24 protein-coding genes are annotated in these 24,582 nt (G+C 36.3%); 7 read left to right on the top strand and 17 right to left on the bottom strand.

Going from position 1 to position 24,582, the window contains the following annotated elements; genetic code table 11:
* Positions 1-2 precede the first annotated feature (2 nt).
* From BCF58_RS02380 to BCF58_RS02365, 4 genes are all read left to right on the top strand, one after another.
* On the top strand, positions 3-701 hold the full coding sequence (locus tag BCF58_RS02380) for a CDP-alcohol phosphatidyltransferase family protein (protein ID WP_121460191.1): 699 nt from the start codon (positions 3-5) through the stop codon (positions 699-701).
* A gap of 88 nt (positions 702-789) precedes the next feature.
* Entirely contained in the window at positions 790-1,554 is a 765-nt protein-coding gene (locus BCF58_RS02375; protein WP_121460190.1) for a 3'-5' exonuclease, read from the top strand.
* A 44-nt stretch (positions 1,555-1,598) separates the two neighbouring features.
* The gene (locus tag BCF58_RS02370; RefSeq protein ID WP_121460189.1) at positions 1,599-2,204 is read left to right on the top strand and encodes a fumarylacetoacetate hydrolase family protein; all 606 of its coding nucleotides are present in this window, start codon (positions 1,599-1,601) and stop codon (positions 2,202-2,204) included.
* Between the two features lie 58 nt (positions 2,205-2,262).
* The gene (locus BCF58_RS02365) at positions 2,263-2,700 is read left to right on the top strand and encodes a universal stress protein (protein ID WP_121460188.1); all 438 of its coding nucleotides are present in this window, start codon (positions 2,263-2,265) and stop codon (positions 2,698-2,700) included.
* Positions 2,701-2,770: 70 nt separating this feature from the next.
* Here the strand turns inward: BCF58_RS02365 and BCF58_RS02360 are convergent, their stop codons facing one another.
* The gene (locus tag BCF58_RS02360; protein WP_121460187.1) at positions 2,771-3,004 is read right to left on the bottom strand and encodes a DUF6341 family protein; all 234 of its coding nucleotides are present in this window, start codon (positions 3,002-3,004) and stop codon (positions 2,771-2,773) included.
* Positions 3,005-3,046: 42 nt separating this feature from the next.
* On the opposite strand from BCF58_RS02360, the gene BCF58_RS02355 reads away from it, so the two are divergent.
* Positions 3,047-3,952: a DUF6427 family protein gene (locus tag BCF58_RS02355; RefSeq protein WP_121460186.1), complete on the top strand. Its 906-nt coding sequence runs from the start codon at positions 3,047-3,049 to the stop codon at positions 3,950-3,952.
* Positions 3,953-3,956: 4 nt separating this feature from the next.
* On the top strand, positions 3,957-4,541 hold the full coding sequence (locus BCF58_RS02350) for a DUF3109 family protein (RefSeq protein WP_121460185.1): 585 nt from the start codon (positions 3,957-3,959) through the stop codon (positions 4,539-4,541).
* Positions 4,542-4,597: 56 nt separating this feature from the next.
* On the opposite strand, the gene BCF58_RS02345 is transcribed toward BCF58_RS02350, so the two are convergent.
* The 13 genes from BCF58_RS02345 to BCF58_RS02285 form a co-directional block, all read right to left on the bottom strand.
* Positions 4,598-7,453, bottom strand: a complete 2,856-nt coding sequence (locus tag BCF58_RS02345) for a M16 family metallopeptidase (protein ID WP_121460184.1) — start codon at positions 7,451-7,453, stop codon at positions 4,598-4,600.
* 156 nt (positions 7,454-7,609) lie between these two features.
* Positions 7,610-8,296, bottom strand: a complete 687-nt coding sequence (locus BCF58_RS02340; protein WP_121460183.1) for a hypothetical protein — start codon at positions 8,294-8,296, stop codon at positions 7,610-7,612.
* A gap of 253 nt (positions 8,297-8,549) precedes the next feature.
* Positions 8,550-9,884, bottom strand: coding sequence for a trigger factor (locus BCF58_RS02335; RefSeq protein WP_121460182.1), 1,335 nt, complete (start codon positions 9,882-9,884; stop codon positions 8,550-8,552).
* A 266-nt stretch (positions 9,885-10,150) separates the two neighbouring features.
* Positions 10,151-10,717: a hypothetical protein gene (locus tag BCF58_RS02330; protein ID WP_121460181.1), complete on the bottom strand. Its 567-nt coding sequence runs from the start codon at positions 10,715-10,717 to the stop codon at positions 10,151-10,153.
* A 28-nt stretch (positions 10,718-10,745) separates the two neighbouring features.
* On the bottom strand, positions 10,746-13,130 hold the full coding sequence (locus BCF58_RS02325; protein WP_185144818.1) for a TonB-dependent receptor: 2,385 nt from the start codon (positions 13,128-13,130) through the stop codon (positions 10,746-10,748).
* 215 nt (positions 13,131-13,345) lie between these two features.
* Positions 13,346-13,678, bottom strand: a complete 333-nt coding sequence (locus BCF58_RS02320; RefSeq protein WP_228434710.1) for a hypothetical protein — start codon at positions 13,676-13,678, stop codon at positions 13,346-13,348.
* A 90-nt stretch (positions 13,679-13,768) separates the two neighbouring features.
* Positions 13,769-15,703 carry a ribosomal protection-like ABC-F family protein gene (gene abc-f / locus BCF58_RS02315; protein ID WP_121460179.1) on the bottom strand — a complete coding sequence of 645 codons (1,935 nt, stop codon included), beginning with the start codon at positions 15,701-15,703 and terminating at the stop codon, positions 13,769-13,771.
* A gap of 320 nt (positions 15,704-16,023) precedes the next feature.
* Positions 16,024-17,355, bottom strand: coding sequence for a T6SS phospholipase effector Tle1-like catalytic domain-containing protein (locus tag BCF58_RS02310; protein WP_121460178.1), 1,332 nt, complete (start codon positions 17,353-17,355; stop codon positions 16,024-16,026).
* A 152-nt stretch (positions 17,356-17,507) separates the two neighbouring features.
* Positions 17,508-18,185, bottom strand: a complete 678-nt coding sequence (locus BCF58_RS02305; protein WP_121460177.1) for a response regulator transcription factor — start codon at positions 18,183-18,185, stop codon at positions 17,508-17,510.
* Entirely contained in the window at positions 18,154-18,867 is a 714-nt protein-coding gene (locus tag BCF58_RS02300; RefSeq protein ID WP_228434709.1) for a sensor histidine kinase, read from the bottom strand. The genes BCF58_RS02305 and BCF58_RS02300 overlap by 32 nt, the downstream gene beginning before the upstream one ends.
* A gap of 65 nt (positions 18,868-18,932) precedes the next feature.
* Complete coding sequence (locus BCF58_RS02295) at positions 18,933-19,481, bottom strand: hypothetical protein (RefSeq protein ID WP_228434708.1); 549 nt, start codon at positions 19,479-19,481, stop codon at positions 18,933-18,935.
* A gap of 74 nt (positions 19,482-19,555) precedes the next feature.
* The gene (locus tag BCF58_RS02290; protein ID WP_121460175.1) at positions 19,556-20,284 is read right to left on the bottom strand and encodes a hypothetical protein; all 729 of its coding nucleotides are present in this window, start codon (positions 20,282-20,284) and stop codon (positions 19,556-19,558) included.
* Between the two features lie 82 nt (positions 20,285-20,366).
* Complete coding sequence (locus BCF58_RS02285) at positions 20,367-20,987, bottom strand: DUF5715 family protein (protein WP_121460174.1); 621 nt, start codon at positions 20,985-20,987, stop codon at positions 20,367-20,369.
* A 215-nt stretch (positions 20,988-21,202) separates the two neighbouring features.
* On the opposite strand from BCF58_RS02285, the gene aqpZ reads away from it, so the two are divergent.
* The gene (gene aqpZ / locus BCF58_RS02280) at positions 21,203-21,919 is read left to right on the top strand and encodes an aquaporin Z (RefSeq protein ID WP_121461020.1); all 717 of its coding nucleotides are present in this window, start codon (positions 21,203-21,205) and stop codon (positions 21,917-21,919) included.
* Positions 21,920-21,965: 46 nt separating this feature from the next.
* On the opposite strand, the gene BCF58_RS02275 is transcribed toward aqpZ, so the two are convergent.
* The 3 genes from BCF58_RS02275 to BCF58_RS02265 all read right to left on the bottom strand — a co-directional run bounded on the left by BCF58_RS02275 (position 21,966) and on the right by BCF58_RS02265 (position 24,560).
* Positions 21,966-22,511, bottom strand: a complete 546-nt coding sequence (locus tag BCF58_RS02275; RefSeq protein WP_121460173.1) for a hypothetical protein — start codon at positions 22,509-22,511, stop codon at positions 21,966-21,968.
* A gap of 100 nt (positions 22,512-22,611) precedes the next feature.
* Positions 22,612-23,601, bottom strand: coding sequence for a LuxE/PaaK family acyltransferase (locus tag BCF58_RS02270; protein ID WP_121460172.1), 990 nt, complete (start codon positions 23,599-23,601; stop codon positions 22,612-22,614).
* Positions 23,602-23,768: 167 nt separating this feature from the next.
* Positions 23,769-24,560 carry a UDP-2,3-diacylglucosamine diphosphatase gene (locus BCF58_RS02265; RefSeq protein ID WP_121460171.1) on the bottom strand — a complete coding sequence of 264 codons (792 nt, stop codon included), beginning with the start codon at positions 24,558-24,560 and terminating at the stop codon, positions 23,769-23,771.
* Positions 24,561-24,582 lie beyond the last annotated feature (22 nt).

The following is a 24,582-nucleotide window of genomic DNA, read 5'->3' as shown; positions in this document are numbered from 1 at the left end:
TCATGAATTTCATTAAAAATAACCTTGCCAACTTGTTTACATTGGGAAATTTATTTTCCGGATGTATAGGGGCTGTTCATCTTGTGTTAGGTGATTATCAGGTTACGGCCATCTGTATCGTTATTTCCTTGGTTCTGGACTTTTTTGACGGTTTTATAGCAAGAGCCCTGAAGTCCAACTCCAATTTAGGCATTCAGCTGGATTCCCTGGCGGATATGGTAAGTTTCGGATTTATTCCGGGATTGACCATGTTTGTTGCACTCGCTCAAAATTCACATACCGGTTTTCCATGGTATTGCTATCTGGGCTTTTTGATTACTGCTTTTTCCTGTTTAAGGTTGGCTATTTTTAACCTGGACGAGGATCAGAAATATTATTTTAAAGGATTGAATACTCCCTCCAATACGATTCTGATCTTTGGATTGTATTATGCTTTCAAAGAAAATCAAAGTTTTGTTTTTTTATTTAACAATACAAGTTTTTTACTTGGATTAACGGTGATTTCATCATGGCTTCTGGTAAGCCCCGTTAAAATGATCGCCATGAAGTTCAAATCCATGAAGCTTCAGGACAATTACCCCAAGCTTGCTTTATTGATTGGTGCCGTTATTATTTTAATTATTTTTAAAGCTGTCGGGATCCCGATGGTGATTATGTATTATATTTTAGTATCAATTATTTTTCAAAAACAGCTAAATTAGGCTGGAAGATGGATAAGGGAAACAGGAAGTTTATTACTGTCCGTCATTTTCAAAATTTATCAAATCAACACATTTTCAAATTATAAAAATGAATTTAAAGCTCCATAAACCACTGTGTATTTTTGATTTAGAAACTACCGGAACCAATATCGGGAAAGACAGGATTGTTGAAATCTGTGTTTTAAAAGTAAATCCGGATGCATCCCGGGAAAGCAAAACATGGCGTGTGAATCCTGAAATGCCCATTCCTCTGGAATCAAGCCATATTCACGGTATTTATGATGAAGATGTGAAAGAAGCACCAACATTTAAGGAGATTGCATCTAAAGTCATGGAGATGATTTCCGGTACTGATTTAGGAGGTTTCAACTCCAACAGATTCGATGTTCCCCTTTTAGCTGAGGAACTTTTAAGAGCGGGAGTTGATTTTGATCTGAGTAAATTCAAACTGGTGGATGCACAGACTATTTTCCATAAAAAAGAACCCAGAAACCTAAGTGCAGCTTATCAGTTTTACTGTGGAAAAACCCTTGAAAATGCCCATTCTGCTGAAGCTGACGTCATGGCTACCTTTGAAGTTCTGGATGCTCAAATTGGCAGATACGATGACATTCCGAAAGATATTCCTTCACTCAGCGAATTCACTACCCACAATAAGAATGCTGATCTGGCAGGCTTTATAGGCTTCAATGAAAAAATGGAAGAGGTTTTCAATTTCGGGAAGTATAAAGGGCAATGCGTGAAAACCGTTTTCCAGAAAGACCTCGGATATTTCGGATGGCTTCAGAATGCTGAATTCCCACTGTATACAAAGAAAGTATTCACTAAAATCCAGTTATCCTCCAGATTCTAAAGACTTAAACACATTCCTTTTTGGTATAAAGAACAAAATACATTATGAAAATCATCTGCATAGGAAGAAATTACAGCGAACATGCTCAAGAATTAGGAAACGAAATTCCTGAAAGTCCTGTTATATTTATGAAGCCTGACACGGCTGTTTTAAAAGGAAACGATTTTTACATCCCTGAATTTTCAAATGATGTGCATTACGAACTGGAAGTGGTCCTGAAAATTTCGAAAGGGGGGAAATATATTCAGAAGGAGGCTGCCCATAAGCATTATGAAGAAATCGGGCTGGGAATTGATTTCACGGCGAGAGATCTTCAAAGCAACCTTAAATCCAAAGGTTTGCCCTGGGAACTGGCAAAAGGTTTTGATGGCTCTGCTGTTGTGGGAAGCTTTTTTAAAAAGGAAAATTATGATCTTGAGAACCTGCAGTTTTCATTATTAAAAAATAAAGATAAAGTCCAGGATGGAAATACAAAAGATATGATCTTTAGCTTTGAAGATATTATTGCTTTTGTCTCTCAATATTTTACGCTAAGGGTAGGTGATCTTATTTTTACCGGCACTCCCAAAGGAGTTGGCAAAGTAGAAGAAAATGATGTTTTGGAGGCTTTTCTTGAAGGTGAAAAAGTTCTTGATATCAGAATATTATAAGTAATTTAACATAAGATTTAACATTTTTTTACTATCTTTAAATAACAAATTCTAGATTATGATCAATATTGTATTACCCGTAGATTTTGGGGAAAAAACAGAACAGCTGGTAGATGGTGCTGTGAAATTTGCCAAGCAGCTTAATGGCAAGATTTTCCTTATTCATGTGGCGCCTTCAGATATTGGCTTTGCCATCGGTGATATGGGTTTCCAATATTTTCCGGAGGTGGAAGAAAATGAGATCAGAGAAGAGCTTATTCAGCTTAATAAAATTGAGCAGCGGATACTGGCTCACGATGTAGAGTGCGAACACCTTTTAAAACAAGGTATTGCAAAGGATATTATTTTAGAATATGCAAAAGCTAAAAATGCCGATTATATTGTAATGGGCTCCCACGGAAGAAGTGGAATTTATGATGTTTTTGTAGGAAGCCTGACGAAAGGCTTAACTAAGAGCTCCCCTATTCCGGTTTTGGTTCTTCCTATTCATGACTAAATTTTAATCGTTAATAAAAAAACCGATCAAAAAAATTTTTTGATCGGTTTTTTACTATATAACCAATTAATTAACCTTCTTTTTTATAGATCTTTGGATCGTAATAAGGATGTTTTCCTTCTGTAGGTGAATAATAGTCTTTGTCTTTATCGCCACCTAGTGTAACTACCAAAACATAGCACCAATACGTAAACAATCCACAGCAAACGATAAATAAAATCCAGTTCAGTACATTTCCAAAGGTATCAAAAAAACCGAAAGACCATTTGAAAACTTTACTTAAGAATAGAAAGAAAGACGTCATTATTTTCCTTTTTTAAATTAACTTTGCACAAATTTATAAAAAATGTTTAAATTACTTTCAAAAGAAAGCAATATTTTTTCAATTCCTGTTTATATTGGTTTTCTTCTTTTAGTAGTTATAATATTTAACATACTGAATTTCAACACATACGAAGCCATTATTGCCGGAATTACTTTTTTGGGGATTGCCCTGGCTTATTTTTGTTTTCATACCATAGCACTTAATTACCAGACACATCTGCCCTTATTTTTATATACGGTTTTTATATTCGGGCTTTATCCCGGGCATTTGGATATAGGAATTGCAGTGGCGCTTCTTACCAATTCTTTTCTTTTGTTACTACTAACAAGTACAAATGAGGACATCCGTAAGAAATCTTATGTACTGGTAGGTTCCATTGTAGCGTTAAATTTTATTTTTCTCCCCACCACATGGCCAATGGCTGTATTTGTGATTATTCACGTTATTGCCACTTCAGAAAAGATTGCCCTGAATCTTTTCAGGTTTCTTTTAGGGATAACCCTTATAGCATTCAGTTATTTTTCTTTGATGTTCTTCCTTAGATTCACCACATGGAATGCAGATTATTTCCCGTTTGGAAAAATGAGATTTGTAATGGATTATCGTGGCGTATTCCCATTAATTCCTATTTTTTTAATGCTTATTTATGCTGTGTACGACCATTTCAGAAATTATAATAAAAAGAGCCCGATAAGCCGGTATAAATATACTTTTTTACTTGTATTCTCTTTGGCTCAGCTGGTTACCATTATCCTATACATGGATAAAAGTTATGAATATTTGTTGTTGCTGGCTTTTCCTGCCAGTATCATTCTTAGCCGAATGCTGAGATTCCTTCCCAAGTACTGGATGCAGGAGATAAGCTTATGGCTGATTATTATTAGTTTAATTACCTTTAAAGCAGGTACTTATTTTCAATTATTTTAAGATTATGATTCAGATAGATGATAAATTGATTTCCGAGGATATATTTTCCGAAGAGTTTGTATGCAACCTTACAAAATGTAAAGGGGCATGTTGTGTGGAAGGTGACGTAGGTGCCCCATTAGATAAGGATGAGCTTGAAATTTTAGATAGCATTTTTGATACAATAAAACCCTACCTTACCCAGGAAGGCATCAAAGCTTTAGAAGAACAGGGAACATGGACTACTGATCCGTCTGACGGAATGTATGTAACCCCTATGGTAGAAGACCGTGAATGCGCATATGTAACTTTTGATGAAAAAGGAATTACTAAATGTGGTATTGAAAAAGCCTATGAAGATGGTGTCATTGACTGGCAAAAGCCTATCTCCTGTCACCTCTACCCGATCCGTATTACGGAATATTCTTCTTTCACTGCTCTGAACTACCACGAATGGAATGTTTGCAGTGACGCCTGTACATTAGGAAAGGAATTACAGGTCCCTGTTTACAAATTCCTGAAAACACCTTTGACAAGAAAGTACGGAGAAGAATTTTACACCGTATTAAGTGAAGCCGCTGAAGAATGGAAGAAAGAATATGGTTCTTAAAAAATATAAAACCGCAGGATTATCTGCGGTTTTTATATTTTGAGATTCCAAGTATTCTAATTGGATGCACCTGTTTTGATAACAGCAGGCTTTGCTTCTTCTTTCTTGGCATTTTCCCATCCGTCTTCCGGCATTAAAGTAGCTACAATTCTTCCTTTGGTAAGATATTTCTTAGCTACATCCTGAAGGTCTTTCACAGTAAGCGCTTTTACCTTCTCTTCATAGTTCAGGATTTCATATTTATCACTTCCGTCTAACTGATTCTTAGCAATGGCATTCATCCAGTACATATTATCTTTCAGACTTGTCTTATGATCGTTGTATTCTCCTTCTTTATACTTATCCAGGTCTTTTTGTTCAGGTCCATTCGCGATCAGCTTTTGAAGTTCCGCAATGGCACTTTTCGTCAGTTTTTCAGCATTTTCCGGTCCACAAGGGAAATTGATGCTAAAGCTGTATCCGCTGTAGGGTACTTTAGACATTCCGCCTCTGGCTCCGCCACCGTAGATTCCGCTTTCATCCTCTCTAAGCTTTTCAATCACTTTTATGGTAGCCACTTCTCCTAAGGCTTCCAAAGCCAACGCTTCTTTTTCATTATATGGAGCTTCTCCCGTATAAGAGATCGTTACCATACTCTTCGGATCTTTTCCTTTTTTATATATTTTGGTATAGTCTCCCATGATTTGTCTGTACCCCGTATCTTTAAACGTAGAGGTTTTCCCAGTTGACGGAAGGCTTGCTATATATTGCAGCACTTCATTTTTGAATTTAGCTTCATCTATATTCCCTACGAAATAGAAATGGAAGTTTCCAGCATTCGCAAATTTCTCTTTATAGATGTCATATGCTTTCTTATAATCTGTATTTGCCCATTCTTTTTCCAAAGGAACTATTCCGATGAATCTCGGGTTCTTCTGGTTCATGAATTTGGCATGCTCACTTGAGAAGTAAAACTGCGGATTAGACAACAGGTTATTCGTCATAGCAGATTGCTTTGTTTTATAAGCATTGAATGCTTCAGGACTATAATTCAAGCCTGTAAAATAGGCATGAACTAATTCCATTGCTGTTCCCAGGTCTTTTTGAGTTGTTCTTCCTGAAATTCCTTCAGTCAGACCACCGATAAAAGGATTCACACTGACCTGTTTTCCTGCCAGATAATTGGTTAGGTCAGATTTAGAGAAGCCGTTCACTCCCGCATCAGCCAACGCAGGGAAAGCAAATTGGGTTTTATTGTAATCTGCATCAGGAATAATGGAATTCCCTCCTAAGCTTCTTGCTGTGAAGACAATTTCGTCATCTTTATAGTCTGTTTTCTTAAAAGTAACTTTTGCCCCATTGCTTAAGGTCCATGTTGTTGTTCCTAATTGGGCATCCGTTTCTGTTTTTGCAATTTTACCTTCAGACTTGAATGGCTTCACCAGGTTTTTGATGGTTGCTTTTTCCTCATACGGCTTAAGGTCTGCTACTTTTACTTTTTCAAATGTATTAAGGACCAGTGATTCTGCAGGCATGGTTATATTATCCTTTTTAGGGCCTGTAATGATCACTACTCTGCTGTCGTCTTTTACAAATTTTTTAATGATTTCATTTGTCTGGGCTAACGTTACGGATGGCAGGAATTTCTTAGCATCTTCATACTCCCAAGCGATTCCCGGCATTGGCTCATGCTCTAAAAAGTTTCTTACATATTCATCCACCAACATTCCGCTTTCTGTTTTATCGCGGTTATTGTAAGATCTTTCATAATTGGATAGAATCTGAGATTTTGCCCTGTCCAGTTCTATTTGAGTAAATCCGAACCTTTTAGCTCTTTCTGTTTCTTCCAAAAGAACTTTAAGGGCATTAAGCTGATCGCCCTCTTTGGTCATAGCAAATCCCTGGAAAGCTTCTTTGCTTCTTGCATACGTTCCCCCATGATATACAGACCCGAATGTGAATGGCGGATTATTAGAATTAATCAGCTCCCTCAACCTGTTGTTCAACATCGTTGTCGCAAGACTTTTGATAAGGCTTTCATTATATTGTTCAATGGTTACATCCGGCTGATACGCTTCAGAATCCTTCATAATAAACTGCACCATAGAATTGGTAGCATCCGGATCAGTTTCAATGGCAACTAATGTTTCCTTATGATTAGGCAGGTCAAATGATTTTCTTTCTCTCGGTTTTGCCGGGTTTTTATATTTACCGAAGTTATCTTTAATTTTCTTTTCAACTTCATCCACATTAATGTCTCCTACAACTACAATGGCCATAAGATCCGGTCTGTACCAATCCTGATGGAATTTTCTGATCACATCTGGCTTGAAATTCTGTAGAACCTCTTTGGTACCGATCGGTAATCTGTTTGCATATTGTGAGTTATACAACATTTTAGGCAGGTATTTATCCATCATTCTTTTATCTGCCCCTAATCCCAGTCTTAATTCTTCAAGAACAACCCCTCTTTCTTTATTGATCTGTTCATCAGAAAGGGTGGCATTGAATGCCCAGTCTTCCATCACCTTCAATCCTGCATCCAGATTTCCCGGTTTATCCAAAGGAACAGGAAGCATATACACCGTTTCATCAAAGCTTGTATAAGCATTAAGATGCTGACCGAATTTCACCCCGATGGACTGCAGAAAGTCCACTAATTTATTGTCCGGGAAGTTTTTGGTTCCATTGAAGTTCATGTGCTCCATAAAGTGAGCCAGACCTCTCTGGTTTTCGTCTTCAAGGATAGATCCTGCGTTGATGGCCAGTCTGAAGTCTACCTTTTTCTCAGGTAATGTATTTTTCTTGATATAGTACTTCATTCCGTTTGAAAGAGTACCTATCCTAACAGAAGGATCCATTGGGATATTTTGCGCAAAAGCATTTGCCGATACTAAAAAGACTACTGCAAATGAAGATAAAAATTTTCTCATATAATCTGATTTTATTTCCGAGATTAAAAATAATCAATTATTCACCAGGTGTGGAAATGAAATCATTCATATTTTAGTTAAAATTGAGTTAAATTTATTCATATAACAAAAAGCCGGGCAATTGCCCGGCTTTTTTATCGTTTTAAGAGTTTTATCTTATTTGAAATCCGCATCCGTAACTCCGGTATTCATTACGACTTTACTGGTTTTAATCACTACTTTTTGGCCGTTTCCTTCCGCTTCTATTTCAGAAGGGAATTTTATCCCGTCCACCGTCATATACCCTTTAACAACTGCCGTTCCTTCTTCCGAAGTGGACTTATACAATAACCCTGTAGAAGCATCAAAATAGAATTTTCCTTTATCAGAAGACAATACGTTATAATCTTTTCCGTCGATTTTCTCAGTGGTTACTGTTTTGAAAGTCGCAGCATCATAGCTTAGCGCTTCAATAACCTGGCTCTTTTTTAAATCCGCAATTTTATCGGCAGGAATATCCATTTTCTGCCCCATCTGATCGAAATATCCTTTTTCACCATCAAAAACCTGAACCATTTTCTGACCCATTACGGATTGTTCAGATTTGAACTTATTTCCCATTTTCTTAGTTGTCATAGCAACCTGCATTCCTTGTACCTCTACTGTATTATCTATAATAGTAGATTTTATAGCCTGCAATTTATCTTTTCCTCCTAAAGCTTTAAGATAATTATCAATTACTTCTTTAGAGGTTAATTTTGATTTCGTAGCTTCCGTCTTTACTGAAGCCGCCGTGGTTTGCTGTGCAGTTACTGAAGTAGTAAACAAAACGGCACAGAAAAATGGAAGAATGAACTTTTTCATATATTTAATTTAGTCCGTAAATATATGAATATTGATTGACATGACTGAATAGGCTACATTTTATTTCTTTACCGTTTGTACTTTCAGTATATGAAAGCCAAATCACATTCAAATCCTGCCCGGTCAATAGGCATCCCGTACTTTCTGGGAATACTTCATAAACAAAAATTTCCTCCAAAAATTGACATTCTCTGTCCAACAATAAAAAAACCACCAGAAATTCCGGTGGTTTTATCAATCTATTTCAAATAAATTATTTTTTAAGCTCTGCTAAAAATTCGTCGTGAGAAATTTTAGTTTCTTTTTTGCTGGCTTTCTCAAGGATAACATCTTTAAGTTTAGTCATAGCAACCTCAGAAGAGATTTGTCTTACCTGTTCCTGATCTTTCAACATCTCAACAGCATATTTCTGGATTTCTTCATCTCCTAAGTGGTGGATTCCATAAATTGCTAACTGGTTTCTTACCAATTGCTCAGCTTGTGCTAAAACATCAGCATAATCAAGATTGATTTCGTTATCAGTCATCAATTTACCTTCAATGATCTGATATTTCAATTGATTTTTCTCTGCTTCAAGGATTTCTTTCGCCTGCTCTTCAGTCTGGATGTTCTGGTTAGAGAATAGTAACCACTTCACAAGGAAAGATTCCGGAAGTTTTACTTCTTCTTTTTCAGAAACCTGTTCCAATACTTTATTCACAAAGTGAACATCAGCATTTTGCTGGAAATATTCATCCAACTCAGATTTCACTTTTTCTTTAAGCTCCTCTTCCGACTTGATGTTTCCTTCTCCATATACTTTATCGAAAAGCTCCTGGTTAAGCTCAGCAAGATTCAAAGAATAGAAATCTCTTACTTTCACTTCAACTTCATTGTGGTGCAAGTGCTCTACTTCTTCTTTGCTGAATCCTAATTCTTTTGCCAATTCTTCGTCACCGGCAAGAGTTTCTTTAGATACTCTTACAGTTCCGTCCATTTTCAAAGATTTTACCAATTTGAAAGCTTCTTTGTTTTCAGCTGTAATGGTAACATTCTTCGGATGGTGGTGGTGTTCTCCTTCAGCATCTTCTTCAACTACCTGAGAAATTTCTAAAGCAACGTAAGAATCTTTAGTGATTTTATCCTGTGGAACCTGCTCAGCGAAACGCTTCTGCATGTTTTCAATGCTTTTATTGATTTCTTTTTCAGAAGCCTCTACTTTGTAGTGAGGAGCTTCATATTTAGCTAAATCTATAGTGAATTCAGGTTCGTACCCTACTTCAAAAGCAACTTGTAACTGATCCGCATTGTAATCGAATTCATTTACGGGCTGAGGAACAGGCTGACCAACTAATCTTAATTTGTTTTCGTTCACATAGTTGTTCAAAGCATCAGAAACCTGCTTGTTGATTTCTTCGAATGCAATACCTGCTTCATATTGTTTTCTAACCATACTTAAAGGCACTTTCCCTTTTCTGAAACCAGGAACTTGCGCATTTTTAGCATAATTAATCAATTGCTTCTCTACTTTTTCTTTGTAGTCAGATTTTTCCAATGTCACTGTAAGCAATGCACTTACATCATCATGGTTTTGTGCGGTAACCTTCATTATTGATTAAAATTTTAGGTTGCAAAAATATGAAATTTTTATGAAAATCACTCATTTAAAGTCAACTTAAAAGCTAAATAATGTTAAATAAAAAACTATCCTAAATTTCGATGGTTTTATCCGTGTCCTGGGTAACAAAATTCTTTCAACATTATTGGAATATCAGATAAAATTTCCAATGAATTTAAAACAAAAACAGTAGTAAGTCCGGACTTACTACTGTTTTACTATAATACTTTTCAGTATTACTTTATCTTAGAAGCTTATTATTGAACAACATTAATTAAAGCGTCTACATCACTTTCTCCTCCCGTAACACTTCCCAACTGGTTGGTAGCCGAAGGCGAATTATCATTTACCGAAGTAGGTGCATGGATCAATTTAATATTCACTTTGGCGGCAGATGGAGCGGAAGTAACTGTCCATTCCGTTTTAAGTCCTACTTTTTTCCCATCGGTTCTTACAAGATCATTGGCTGCTCTTAAGACATTGACATTAACTCCTGCAAAATTGTAAGTAATGAAATGTTCATCTTTTTCTTCTTCGATTTCGCCATTAGCACTGTCGTAGTGATCATTATGTTTTACCTGAAAATCCAGTTCCACATTATAAACATTTCCCTGGTGCAAATGCAGACTTGTATCTGCCTGTCCGCCAACATAATTGATTGTCTGAACATCAGTAGCGTCATTTTTATTTGTTACCTTAACTACAAGCTTTTCGATTTCCTCATGCTCATGGATATCTTCAGGGATATCATTATCATCATTTCTACAAGAGAATAATAAAATAGCAGCAAAAAGAACTAGTGTTATGTTGAATATTTTTTTCATTTTGATTTAAATTTGAAATAATTAATAATTAAAAATTGTATTTAAGAGTAACGATAAAGTTTCTTCCGGATTCCGGCATGTAATATCTTAATCGGTTAAGATATTCACGGTACTCTGTATTAAATAGGTTGTTGATCCTGAAATTCAGATTTAGGTTTTTGAAAAGATCGGCTCCTACGGAAGCATTGAAAATAGAATAAGCGGCAGGAGTAGAACTAAAATCTATCTCCCTTGTCACCAATTCACCATCCTGAATAAAATCAACATTCTGATTCCTTACCGGGAACCGGTTTTGCTTGAATACATTCATATTTTCAAGACTTATATAAAAGTTTCTCGGCTTATCCAGCTTCAATTCCAATGTATTTCTCAAATTGGCAGGCATCATCAGGATCAAAGGTTCATTATGAGTAAGATCATCTCCTCTCAGAAAGCTGAAACCTGTATTCCATTTCAGGTTATCCAGAATTTTAAGCTCAGCATCTGCATCAATACCAAAAATTCTTGCCTTGATCTGTTGATAGTTCCAAACCGGGAAAACTCCTCTGTTGGTAGACTGTATTCCTACAGGAACCTGGTTGATAAAGCTGTCGGAAAACATAATATAGGGATTAGCTTCTATATGCAATCCTTTCAATATGTTGAGATGAGCTGAAATGGAAAGATTGGCATTATAAATCTCTTCTTTTTTAATCGTCAGATCTCCTTTTTCCATGACTGCCGCTGAATGGTGAAGACCATCTGCAAATAATTCTGCCGGATTCGGGGTTCTGTCTGCTCTGGACAGGTTCAATTTAAACTCAAGATTATTATCAGGCTTATAATTCAGGCCAAGATTCGCCGAAAAATTATGATAATCTAAGATAGGACGGGTTAAAACCCTGCTATCATTTTTCTGGATGAAAAATTCCGGGAAAATCGTTGCGTATTTATCATTCCATTCGTTTTCATCATAATATTTATAGGCGTCATATCTGCTGAAATCGTATCTGATTCCTGCTTCTGCATTGAATTTTGAATTGAAGCGGTATTTAAATACAGAAAATGCTCCCGCATCATATCGGTAATAATCCGGGATCAAACGTCTCGCCTTTGTGTCCGGATTTGGATAATTATCCTGAAATGCCGCGGAGATACCACTCTCGAGGCTCCAGTTTCCTCTTTCAATAAAGTGTGTAAGACTTGCAGAATGGGTAATTAATCTCAAATCCATTGATGGAAGATCATTTAATTCGCCTCTTCTGATATCATACTCTTTACGGCGGTTCAACTGAAAACTGTACTGAAAGGTTAATTTTCCAAAGTTGGCAAAACGTTTGTACGCTGAAATTTTAGCAATATGGTGGCTTACCTCCTGCTTCGGGTTGGTAATGTCATAACTGAAATCGTCCAGAAAATAAGCTTGTCCGAAAGTCAATGCATTATAATAATCTAATGTACTTCCCAGATGTGCTCCTTTATAAATCCCAAATTCCTGATTGATTCCGCTGTATGAAACATCAAAACCCTGCATAAAGCTATGATTCCCAAAAGAAAAATTAAAAGAGTTCACTTCCGCTCCGGTGTTCTGAAGAGTATGATGAGGAATATACAGGTCTCCTAACTTTTTATAGCTTCCACCCGCTTTTACAAACCATTGATTTTCCCAGGCTTTCGCAATATTGGCAGAGATTTCCCCTCCTCTGCCGTTAGAAATTCCCGAAAGCTTTATATTCCCCATCAGAGTATCTTTTTTAGGCAGTATTGATGGTTCTAAAACCACCACTCCGCCTACACCTTCATTTCCATACTTCAGTGCTGAAGCACCTTTCACCACGTCTATATGTTCAAAATCATTGACGTCTACATTCGGGGCATGTTCTACTCCCCATTCCTGTTCCGCCATTTTCACGCCATTGTTCAAAATAGAAACGCGGCTTCCATACAAACCATGAATGACAGGTTTCGTAATATTATTTCCTGTTTTTAATGCCGTAACTCCTGATATTCTGGATAATAAATTCCCCAAATTCTCAGTAGAATTCTTTTCGATTTCCGATTTATCGAGTGTTTTGACAATTAATGAACCGTTAGTTTTATGGCTTCCGTGCAGATTGACGGTTTCGATCTCTTCGCTATGATGCTCCAGAGTGATCGCCAGATGAAGATCCTGCTGAACTTCTATATTTTCAGTATAATCGTTACATTCAGAATGCTTCGCTACAAGAGCATAAGTTCCTGCGGGAATTTTATCGAATGAAAACCTTCCTTTTTTATCAGTTTTTGTGGTGAAATCACCAATTTTCACTTCTGCATTTTCCAGCATGGTTTTATCGTGAAAATCCTGAATGGTTCCCTGTACAGTATATGTTTTCTGTGCATTCGTTAATACCAATCCACAAAAGACCAGCAATAAACTATATATCAATTTCATTGTAAATAGATTGTGTACTTAGACAGTACTTTTTTTAACTAAAAAATGTTTGAATTGGATATTTATACAAAGTAACCGGTACCGTGTATGATGTAAATATTTACATTCTGCTTGATATTCTTACCATTTAACACGTCCTTAATGGATATCATTTCACCATTAAGAATTATTTAAGCCGATAAGATCATTAAGAAATCCAATATGAAATCTATGAATTATGAAATGAAGGGTGGACCCCGAAGCTGGAAAGTAAATTTGGTTTGAGACCACACTTTTTCCTGAACAGCAATGATCTGCTTTACCTCATGAGTATAAGATTCAAAAGTAAAACTGAATTCTTCAGGAACCAATGTATGTCCGTTTGCTAAGAAATGACAAGCCAAACAGTCACCGGCTTTTTCTTTAGCAACGTTTTTTGAAATCGTATTTTCAGATTTTTTAAAGTTTCCGTCTTTGAAGTAATCAAAGGAATCGTGATGGTGAAAATTTTGAGAAAACAGCGCAATAAAGTATATCCCAAACAAAAGTTTGGAGATAAAGTTCTTCATTTGTCTGCTTTCTTTAAAAATCATTTCTTCAAAAGTATGAAAATAATTTAAATTAAAAATTAAAGCCTGCTTATTAAATTCTAAAAATATTTAATCCAGTTGGGTTCCTAAATATTCCCATTCCTGTAATGTTACGTCTAATTCTTCTTTTGCTTTATTATATTTCTCTAATGTTTCATCGGAAGGGTTTTCTTTCGTGAAGGAAGCTTCCATTTCTTCAATCAGGGTTTCAAGCTCGGAGATTTTTTCTTCTACTTTTTTGATTTTATTCTGAATATTCTTCTGCTCTTTACTTACAATCGCAGACGACGGATTATTGTTTGCAGCCGGTTTTTCCTCAACCTTAGCTTTAACCTCAGCTTTCTCTTCTTCACCATGAAGTTTTGCTTTTTCCGCAGAAATTTCCCTGATGGTCTCTTTTTGTCTGTATTCCAGGTATTCATCAATATTCCCCAGGAATTCTTTCATTTTTCCGTCACGGAATTCAAAGATTTTATCACAAAGTCCCTGCAGGAACTCCCTGTCGTGCGAAATTACGATCAAGGTCCCTTCAAATTTCTGTAAAGCAAGCTTGATGATTTCTTTTGACTGGATATCCAAGTGGTTTGTAGGTTCGTCCATGATCAATGTATTGAAAGGACGTAACAATAATTTACAAAGTGCTAAACGGTTTCTTTCCCCTCCCGAAAGTACTTTTGTTTTCTTACTTACGGCTTCTCCCTGGAAAAGGAATGATCCTAATAAGTCTCTTACTCTCGGTCTGGTTTCTTCGGTAGCCGCATCTTCGGCTTCTTCTAAAACCGTTTTATTAGGAGTTAAAACTTCTTCCTGATTCTGGGCAAAGTATCCGATATTCACATTATGCCCCAAATTCCATGTTCCTGAATAATCTTTGATATCGCCGGCAAGAATTTTAGCCAACGTGGTTTTTCCCTGTCCGTTTTGTCCTAATAGGGCAATTCTGTCTCCTCGCTGAACGAAGAAATCCACATCATCAAAAACTTTTTTCTGTCCGTAAGATTTCCCAAGATTCTCCGCTTCAAAAATCACTTTCCCCGGTACAACAGACTGTACGAAACGGATGTTGAATTTGGAAACGTCTTCATTATCTACCTCAATACGTTCAATTTTATCTAATTTTTTAATAAGCGACTGTGCAAAAGAGGCTTTGGTAGCACTTGCACGGAACTTATTAATATTATCCTCCATCTGCTTGATCTCCGCATCCTGATTCTTTTTAGCCTGAATCAGTTTTTCGCGGCGTTCTTCACGCATAACCAGATATTTGGAATAATTGGCTTTATAATCGTCAACTTTTTTATTATTGATGTCAAAAGTCCTGTTACAAACTGCCGTCATGAACTGTTTGTCGTGACTTACCAATACAATGGCTCCGGGATAATCTTTCAAGAAATTTTCCAGCCAGATAATGGATTCCATATCCAGGTGATTGGTGGGCTCATCCAGAAGCATGATGTCATTCTTTTGAAGAAGTAATTTGGCTAATTCAATTCTCATTCTCCACCCTCCGGAAAATTCATCGGTGATTTTCTGGAAATCATCTGCTTTGAATCCTAAACCGAATAATACTTTTTCCATATCACCCTCCAGGTTGTAGGCATCATGATTCATAAGAAGGTCATTCAGCTCAGTCATCCTGTTGATCAGATTTGTATAAGAATCGCTTTCGTAATCGGTTCTTGTTGCCAATTGATGATTCACATCTTCCAGTTCATTTTTCCAGGCATTGATTTGCTCGAAAGCCTGCATCGTTTCATTCCAAACGGTTCTTCCTTTTACGAAATCAAGGTCCTGCTTCAGGAAACCGATGGTGATATTGCCTTCAGGAACTACGTTTCCTTCATAAAATGTAATTTCTCCGGAAAGCATTTTCAACAGAGTGGATTTTCCCGCTCCGTTTTTACCTACCAAACCAACTTTATCATCCTTTTTAATGGTGAAATTGACATTTTGAAATAAATAATTTCCCGAATGATGTAGCCCTAAACCTTGAACCGAAAGCATGTAATGATATAATTAAGAATTAATACTGAATTTTCGGGTGCAAAAATACGGAAAAAGAAATGAACTGCCGAGAAATAAAATGAGCTGCCCCGAAAGGACAGCCCAAACTTAAGGATGATGGATGTATGAATTAAAAAAAAGGATCATTTTATTAAAGCAGTTCAAAGTAACAATGAAAAAAGAGCAATTAATAGCGTAAAAATGCTCAAATTTCTTATTCCGTATTTCTACGTAATCCTTGCAGATCCTAAAAGAGCTGCCCTAAAAAGGACAGCTCCGCCTAAACTTAAAACTGAAAAAAAGTAACGAACTATTGTAAACTACTTTATCAGTATTGAACGGTACCAGATATCATTATTGGGAATATTGGTTCCATATGCATAATCTATCACCGAACTTTCCTGCAAATAGGGAATTCCCTTCTGAAATTGCGAAGGAAAAATATCCGGTTCATGGATAGTGGGATTTCCGGGAACGTTAAGACTATTATTGATCATTTCAACGTCAATCTCGCTTTCAGACCGTTGAAGCAAAACCGCTTTATGTAATCCGAAATTGGCTGAAATATGGGTATATTCCACAAAATCATCATACTTATACCCGGGCTTCAATTCAGGTGAAAGATCTTTTACATATTTTTCCAGCTTTTCTGAAAATACAATTAAAAAAGGATGCTTTTTCGGATCGATTTCAAAATCGGAAGATGTAAAATGAGTGCTAAAAACCTGCTCAATGGTATTGGTTTCCAATGCAACCAGCTTCCCATATACTTTTGAAAGATCATTATATACTAAATCCCGTGCTACATAGGCCTGAGAAAAAAATATGCCTTCATCAATCCGGTAATCTGTTAAAAGCTCGTTCCAAATGTAATTGCCATCTGCATCTTTTTTTGTGTTTCTTACATGATCCACATAAGCTTCAACATCTGTTGTTTTTCTGTAATCTGCCGAAACATAAACAGACTGCGGCCCTTCCAGATAACCTCCGCCTACATCCGCATGCGCTCCGGGAATGAAGATTTCTTTCCATACTGATGTTTCTGTTCCTGTTTTTGTGTCCTTCATATTATCCGAATCTTCAAAAAATCCGGTCAAAGGGAAAAAGTACCGGCACTCATTCACTGCACAAAGATGAAGAGCATTTTCAACACCGGGTAATATACTTACATTGTAATCATTGAAAGGGGTAGATTCTACCGTATCAAAGACTCCCAGGAATTTCACTTTTATATTTCCGGTTATTTTTGATCCTGTTTTTAATAATTCATAACAAAACGTTCTTGCCAACATGGCTCCTCTGCTGAATCCGTACACATAAAAATGGTATTCTTCGGCCTTATCTTTTATTTTTTCGTTGACGAAAGCAAAAGCCTTTTCCAGCTTATCATCAGAAGAATATCCTGTATATCTTGCCGGATTTTTACAGGTCGCCATGGCAAAATCACTGTCTTCTTTCCCCGTTAATGTTCCTATTCCTTCAATATATATTTTCCGATCCCCGGTAAATAACCCGAAAAGCTTGTAAATATTGGTAGTACTGCTGTAATAACTGCCATTGTTTTTTGAAGGTTTATAAGTAGAGGTTGCATTGAGCCCGTTATTTCCTGTTCCATCGAAAAAAATTCCAATGGATATCTGATTCGTTTCCATGATGATGTGTTTTTAGAATACGTCTATTGTGTTTAAGTCATTAAGATCATCAAACGCATCTTCATTACTAAACACTTTTCAAAATAACAAGGAAAAGGAAACTCATGCTAGAGTAAAAGATACCAAATAAAAAATTCCGTATTTCTACGGAACTATATTTTTTCAAGGGAATGGATATTATTAATGATGGCATAAATGACGATACCTACTGTATTTTTGGCACCGATTTTATCTACAATCCTTTGCCGGTGGCTTTCAACGGTTCTCGGGCTTATAAAGAGCTTTTCAGCGATCTCATTATTGGTATATTCCTGACAAATAAGCTTCACCACATCCTTTTCACGTTCGGAAAGCTCATCATCCATTTCAAAAAGTGTTTTTTTCTTGGTAGAGCTGTTCATATAAGAAAGTAACATCTGATGGTCTTCTGCTGTGAAAAATACTCCATTTTTATATACGGCAGTTATGGCATCAATGAATGTTTTCCTGTCTGAGTTTTTAGGTAAAAAAGCAGAAACGCCCAATTTCACCATATATCCGAGAATGGAAGTTTTATAGTGGGAAGAAAGGATGATAATTTTGAGATCGGGATATTTTTCTTTAAGGATTTCCACCAGCTCGAAACCATTCATCGGCTCCATCTGGACATCAACCAGGGCAATGTCGGGAAAATCTTTTGGTGTAAGCTGTTCCAGGCTTTCGATAAAATGAGGACCGTTGTTGGACGTGAAGGATACTGATATATTTTTTTCGTTTGACAATAACATTTTCACTCCTTCCAGGATCAGCTGCTCATCATCAATTAATGCTATTTTGATTTGGGGATTCATGGGTGATTGGTATTTTTATGATTAAACGGCTTCCGTGATTGGTAATATTTTTCCATTTGTGAAGGGCATTCATGGATTTTATTCTGGATTCGATGTTTTTAATTCCCATTCCTTTTTTTACAGCTTCGTAGTCAAAACCCTGACCATTGTCCGAAATCACTACTGCCATATTTTTGGAATTGTCCTTGATATAAATCCAGATTCTTGTCGCTTCCGAATGCTTAAGGACATTGGTGGTAAATTCCTGGATGATCCTGTACAGCTGTACTTCTGTAAAAATGCTTTTCTTCCGGTATTTGGGACTTACATGTAGTGAAATATTGATCCTTTGAGAAAGATTGGCAATTAATTCTTCAATATACAAAACCAGCCCCACCGATTCAAGGTTCACAGGATACAATGAATGGGAAATACTTCTGGCAGAATCTATGAGTGCCGACATTTGACCGGATATGTTTTTTTTGATCAGTTCATCTCCCTGTGTATCCAGGTTATTCAACCATAGTGAAACAATATTAAGCCGGTTTCCGATATCATCATGAATCATTACGGCAATTCTTTTTCTTTCTTCTTCCTGTGCCTTAATATTTTCCAGAACCAAATTCTTCTGATGAAGAACTTCAGCTTCATGTTGAGCATTTTTTTCCTTAATAATCCTTTTAATAAATGTTCTGTAACCCAACAGAATAAAAAAGACGATAATTGCTATGGTAACAATTAACAGGATAATGAAATTGATATTTAAAGTTACTTCTTTAATCTTAAAAATTTATAAATTAATGCTCCATAGACCACACTTGACAGAAGGTTATTGATCCCCCATATCAGGCTTGCGTTTTGCTGGGAAAGTGCAGCCAACTGGTGCTGAACAATAAAAGTGAACACTGAAACGGAGTAATAAAAGAAAATACAGGCATCTACCAATAAAAAACGATTGGCTGCTTCACTTCCTTTTATTTCCTGTACCAGTGCATAGCCGGATAAACAAACAATAATGATATTCGAAATTACTTTTGCATAATCATTATCTATGGTGAATCCAAGGCTTGGTGCTGAAATAAGAAAAATTCCTGCCACTGCAGATAAAGGAATAAACCCGTATTGGGTTAACCCAAGTTTTTTTGCGTATAAAGAAGTCAGGATGAAGAATTCTCCCGCAATGTATACCGGATATAAAAAAGGCATACTCTTTAACTCCAAAAAAATAAACAGCTTATTCATCAATTCTATCATGAAAAGAAAAATGATATAATAGACATACCATTTTTCTTTATTATTCAGACGTTTAAGCTTCATTATACCCAATACAAAGGATAATAACAGGAGACTATTATTGAGATACAGTATAATTTTAAAGCCCAACATTTATTTTATATTTGACAGAATGGAGGACATGGCTGTGACCAGTCGTAAGTATTTGAGATGGTTTCTATGCTTCCGTCATTAGACAGATCATCATAAAAAGAAATGAAAATAATTGTAGGAAGCATTCTTTGATAAATATCAGAATATTTCAGACCAAATGAGCAGACAAAACTGTTCAGTCCTGCTTTTGGCGGGGTAAGGTTATCGGCAGGAACATAAAATTTCTTAAATATTCTTGTCCCTTCATATTCGCTGCATTCATAAAAGAACCAGCTTACGCCTTCATTTCTCCACAATTCTATGGCATCTACTGCTTTATCCTGTTCCATTAATGGCTTATTGGCTACAGGAAAGAACATATCCGAATCGTTATCAATTTTTCTCAGATCTTTAGAAAGGACGGCATTTTTTATGACCGTATATTCTTGTGTCTCCACCAATCTAAGATCTCCACTCAGTTCCGTAAGAGCAGCATACGGGTATTCTTCTACGTCTTTTCTGTGGCCGCTTCCGTCAAGTGCCGCCAATATCAAAACTACCTGATTATTATACACTCCCATTTCCACACAAAAGTCTTTATACTGGTTCTTGCTTTTCAGCCAATTAATGTCTTCAAGGGAAAGATTAAAAACGTAGTTGGTGGGAATCAGATTTTGCAGTGTTGAAAAATTACTGCAACAGTTTGTCCATTCAGTGACAGCCAGGTCGTACTGTTCTCTGGTAAAATTATTCATGCTTTCAAGGTTAAATTTAGTTTCATAAAATTATATAAACTAAACTTCTTGTGCAAATATCTCACCCATAATTGAATATATGTTAATAATTCCTTACCGTAATATGATAACAGCTTTGCTGCTTTTCTTTGATGTAATAAATTCTGCCTGCATTGGCATAATATTTTAAAACTTTCTCCAAAGCGGCCTCCATTTTAGGGTTGTACTTTAAAACATTGTTGAAGCGTACATATGAAATATCGAATGAATTTCCGTAGTTGTGAGAACTAATTCCCAATGAAGCGTTTGAATTCACCTTTCTCAGCCTGCACTGATCCTCCAGGGTTCTTGTAATGGAAGAAACCGTAAAGGTATGCCCTTTTGTTTCCTTACTGAACCGGCTTCCTATTTTTTCCAGGGTAATCTTAGCTTTGGAAACCAGGTAAGCCCTGCTGTAATCGAGCTTCTGCACACGATATCCTTTTGCTGTTTTCTTGACTTTATGAAGCTTTCCATTACCGATATATTTTTGGACGGTTTTTGAATCTCTCAGCAGCTTGACCCCAAAACTCTTGGAAGCATCCAAATGAGGCTTGTAAAGGGCAGTTGGCTCTACCTTTAATACTTCCGTAAGATCGTAGCATGGTAATTTTTTTGAGGCAGCCTGAGAATAATAAAATGTAAAAACAAAAGATGTAAAAATCAAACTCAACAACTTTTTCATTAAGAATCTTTTAAATTAATAAACGAAAAATAAGCATTTATGGTATATAATTCACCTATAAAGTCTTATCAAAAAATATTCCTTTCACAAATCTCTCTATCCATTCATTAAATTCAAAATAACGGTTCACCCTGATTTGAAATATCTTACATTTTAACTTTTTATTTCAAAATTTAAATTTTAAATTTGGGTTACATTTAAAAATAAACAATATGATTAAAAAACTATTTGCTGAATTTTTTGGCACGTTCTGGCTAGTATTCGGCGGTTGCGGCAGTGCAGTTTTTGCCGCGGGTGTTCCCGACATCGGAATCGGACTTCTCGGTGTTTCTTTAGCTTTTGGTCTTACCGTTCTTACCATGGCGTATGCTGTAGGGCATATTTCAGGTGGACATTTCAATCCTGCTGTGTCTTTCGGGCTTTTGGCGGGAGGAAGATTTTCTGCAAAAGACCTTATTCCATACATTGTAGCCCAGTGTATCGGAGCTATTGCAGCGGCAGGTGCTCTTTACTTCATCCTTAACGGCGCAGGTGCTTATTCTGCAGAAGGAGCAGGTGCTTTTGCCACGAACTTCTACGATATGCCCGGTTATAACAACAGGAGCTATTCTATGGGAGCAGCTTTCCTGGCTGAATTCCTATTAACGGCATTTTTCCTGATCATTATTCTGGGAGCCACAGATAAATGGGCTAACGGAAAATTTGCAGGAATTGCTATTGGTTTAGCGTTAACGTTGATCCATTTGATTTCCATTCCGATTACCAATACTTCCGTAAACCCTGCGAGATCATTATCTCAGGCTGTTTTTGTGGGTGGTGCGGCAATGTCCCAGCTTTGGTTATTCTGGGCAGCCCCTATTCTCGGAGGAATCGTTGGTGGACTGATCTACAAATTTTTACTTCAAAGAGACGCTGTTGAGTCTGATGATTAAAATGAAATAAACAATCATAAGAAAGCCTGTCGAATCCGACAGGCTTTTATTTTAATTTTTTGATATCAAAAGGATTTTTAAATATGAGTTCTTCATGCTTTCCTTTGATCTCCATCTTACGCTGGATTAAGTTCAATGCCATTTTCCTGATGAAAAGATCTTTATCAACCAGATTCCAGTAAGGGTCCTGATGTACTTTTTGAGGGGAACGCACCCCATAAAATTCCGTTTTCCAGTTATCGACATCGTGATAAAACTCTATAATTCCACAATGTTCAGGGATGAGGGAATGCTCGATCATTCCCATAGGCAACAAAAAGCTGAATGCGTTGCATATATAATCCCCACAGGAAATTTTATCATGTTTTAAAAATTTCTCTCCTGTATTCGCATTGAGATAAGATTTTTTAAAATCATTTTTAAAATCACTCTTTGAAAGCTTGATTTCAATTTCATGACTGAAACCTTCAGAATCAATAATTAAGATATCTGCTTCCCAATCAGCCTGGAAATGATTCGTCAGTACAATTTCTTTTTCAAAATCGCAGTGAGCATGAATATAGGCGTGAACAAGTTCTTCGATCTTCAACATGGTTGATAGTTGATAGTTGATAGTTGATAGTTGATAGTTGATAGTTGATAGTTGCAAAATTAACCAATCATTATAACTTATAACTCATAATTCATAACTCTTAACTCACCAGTAAGCTGCAGCCCCGGATATCCGAATGATCTATTCTTCCCAGAATCTGAAATGTATCATGAGAAACTATTTTCCCCAGATCTTGTGTTGCAATGAATGAGCAGGAATGAATATTAGCCAGATCAATGATGTTTACCGCTCCGGTTCTTCCGATGTTCTCATAGCTAAAAGGATCTTCTGCATTTCTTACCATGATTCTCATCCAGTTGGGACATTGGTATTCATTATTCCCTAATGAATAGGCTTGTGAAAGAAGCTCAGTCATTGAATACTCCGAATATATTCTATCGGTTTTGAAACCATCCTGTAAAATTTTCAACAGCTCATCTTTCGTCATTTCCTCTTTTCTGCCTTTCATTCCTCCGGTTTCAATCACTATTAAATTTTCAGAAGAATGAAGAGATTTCTCACTTTGCCCGAAATGGCAATAGTCTAAGAAATCCAAAAGGGCAAAAGAAACTCCAAAAAGGATTACTTTTTTATCCTTTAAAGTATTCAAAAGCTCGAATAAATCTGAATGATTGTAAAGAAAATATCCGTTTTCAGGTTGTGAAGACTTCTTCATTAAATAATCCACCATATAAATTAATGATGAATTCTGCCTCTCGAGATAACTTGGCAATAATCCTAAAAAGATAAAATCTTCAGGTTTTCCGATAAACTGTTCAAAACTCCTATAAATACTCTCCTGATAAATATTTTCATCTGCAATAAAGTGTTTTGACAAATTCATTTGGGTAGTTCCCGAACTCTGAAAATACAACCCTGCAGTCGCATTTCTGTCAAGAATTTGATGATTTTTAAACATTTCTATGGGCAGAAACGGAATTTTTGTCAGTTCATCTACCTGTTCAGGATCAATCTTAAGATAGTCTACAAAGCTTCTGTATATTTCAACGTTTTCATACTGATAACGAAATGTTTTCAATGAAGCCTCCAGAAAATCCTGTTCTGTATGGATGTTGAATATATTTTCCAATGTTCTAAATTATTTTCAATCTGCCAATCCTAATTATATTAAGATGAGCATATATTTTTTAATATTTTTTTTAATATAAAGCGGGATATTTGGTAAAGTTATTGCTGTCCTATTCCCGGAATATGGATTAAAACAGGATGATTTATTTCATCCTTAGGATTACCTCTTTACAGGGGTAATTTTTTTGTGTCTGCTTCAAAAGTTTTTAATTCAAAATCTTCCTGGAAAACACCATAGGTAAAATAAGAAATCCAGTCTCCAAGATTGATGTACTTAGCATTCTGCTCCAATTCCAGCACCATAGGAAGGTGACGGTGGCCATAAATGAAGTAATCAATTTTTTCTGTTTTCAGCTTTTCTTTAGAATAAATGATCAGAAATTCTTTATCCTCTCCTAAAAATGCTTTGTCTTCTTCCCCGGAAATCATTTTATTTTTCTGTGACAGGTACAACGCTATTTTCATGGCAATATCGGGATGAAGCCATTTGAAAGCCCATTGCGCAATAGGATTGGTGAATAGTTTTTTCATTCTTTTATATCCTTTGTCACCGGGACCCAATCCGTCTCCATGAGCCAGCAAGAACTGCTTCCCGCCCATCTCAAAATATTGCTTCTTGTAGAAAACCGTACATCCGATTTCTTCTTCCAGATAATCTTTCATCCACAGATCATGGTTCCCTACAAAAAAATAAATATGAATTCCATGATCCTTTAATTCTGCTATTTTCCCCAGAACACGTACATATCCTTTAGGAATCACATACTTCCACTCATGCCAGAAATCAAACAGATCACCCATCAAAAATACCACCTGCGCATCTGCCTTGATGGAATCCATCCAACGGATGAATTTTTCTTCACGTACTTTGCTCTCTTTTGGATTGGGTGCACCAAAATGCTGATCTGAAGCGAAATACACTTTTTTTCCGGGTTCAAGATTGATGATCGTTTTTAACACTGCCTGAATTTTCGTTTTCTAC

The organism is Chryseobacterium defluvii, from assembly GCF_003634775.1.
In the GTDB taxonomy this organism is placed as follows: Bacteria; Bacteroidota; Bacteroidia; order Flavobacteriales; family Weeksellaceae; genus Chryseobacterium; species Chryseobacterium defluvii.
Note: the sequence above shows the minus strand (reverse complement) of the source record. Positions and strands in the feature narration are given on the sequence as shown.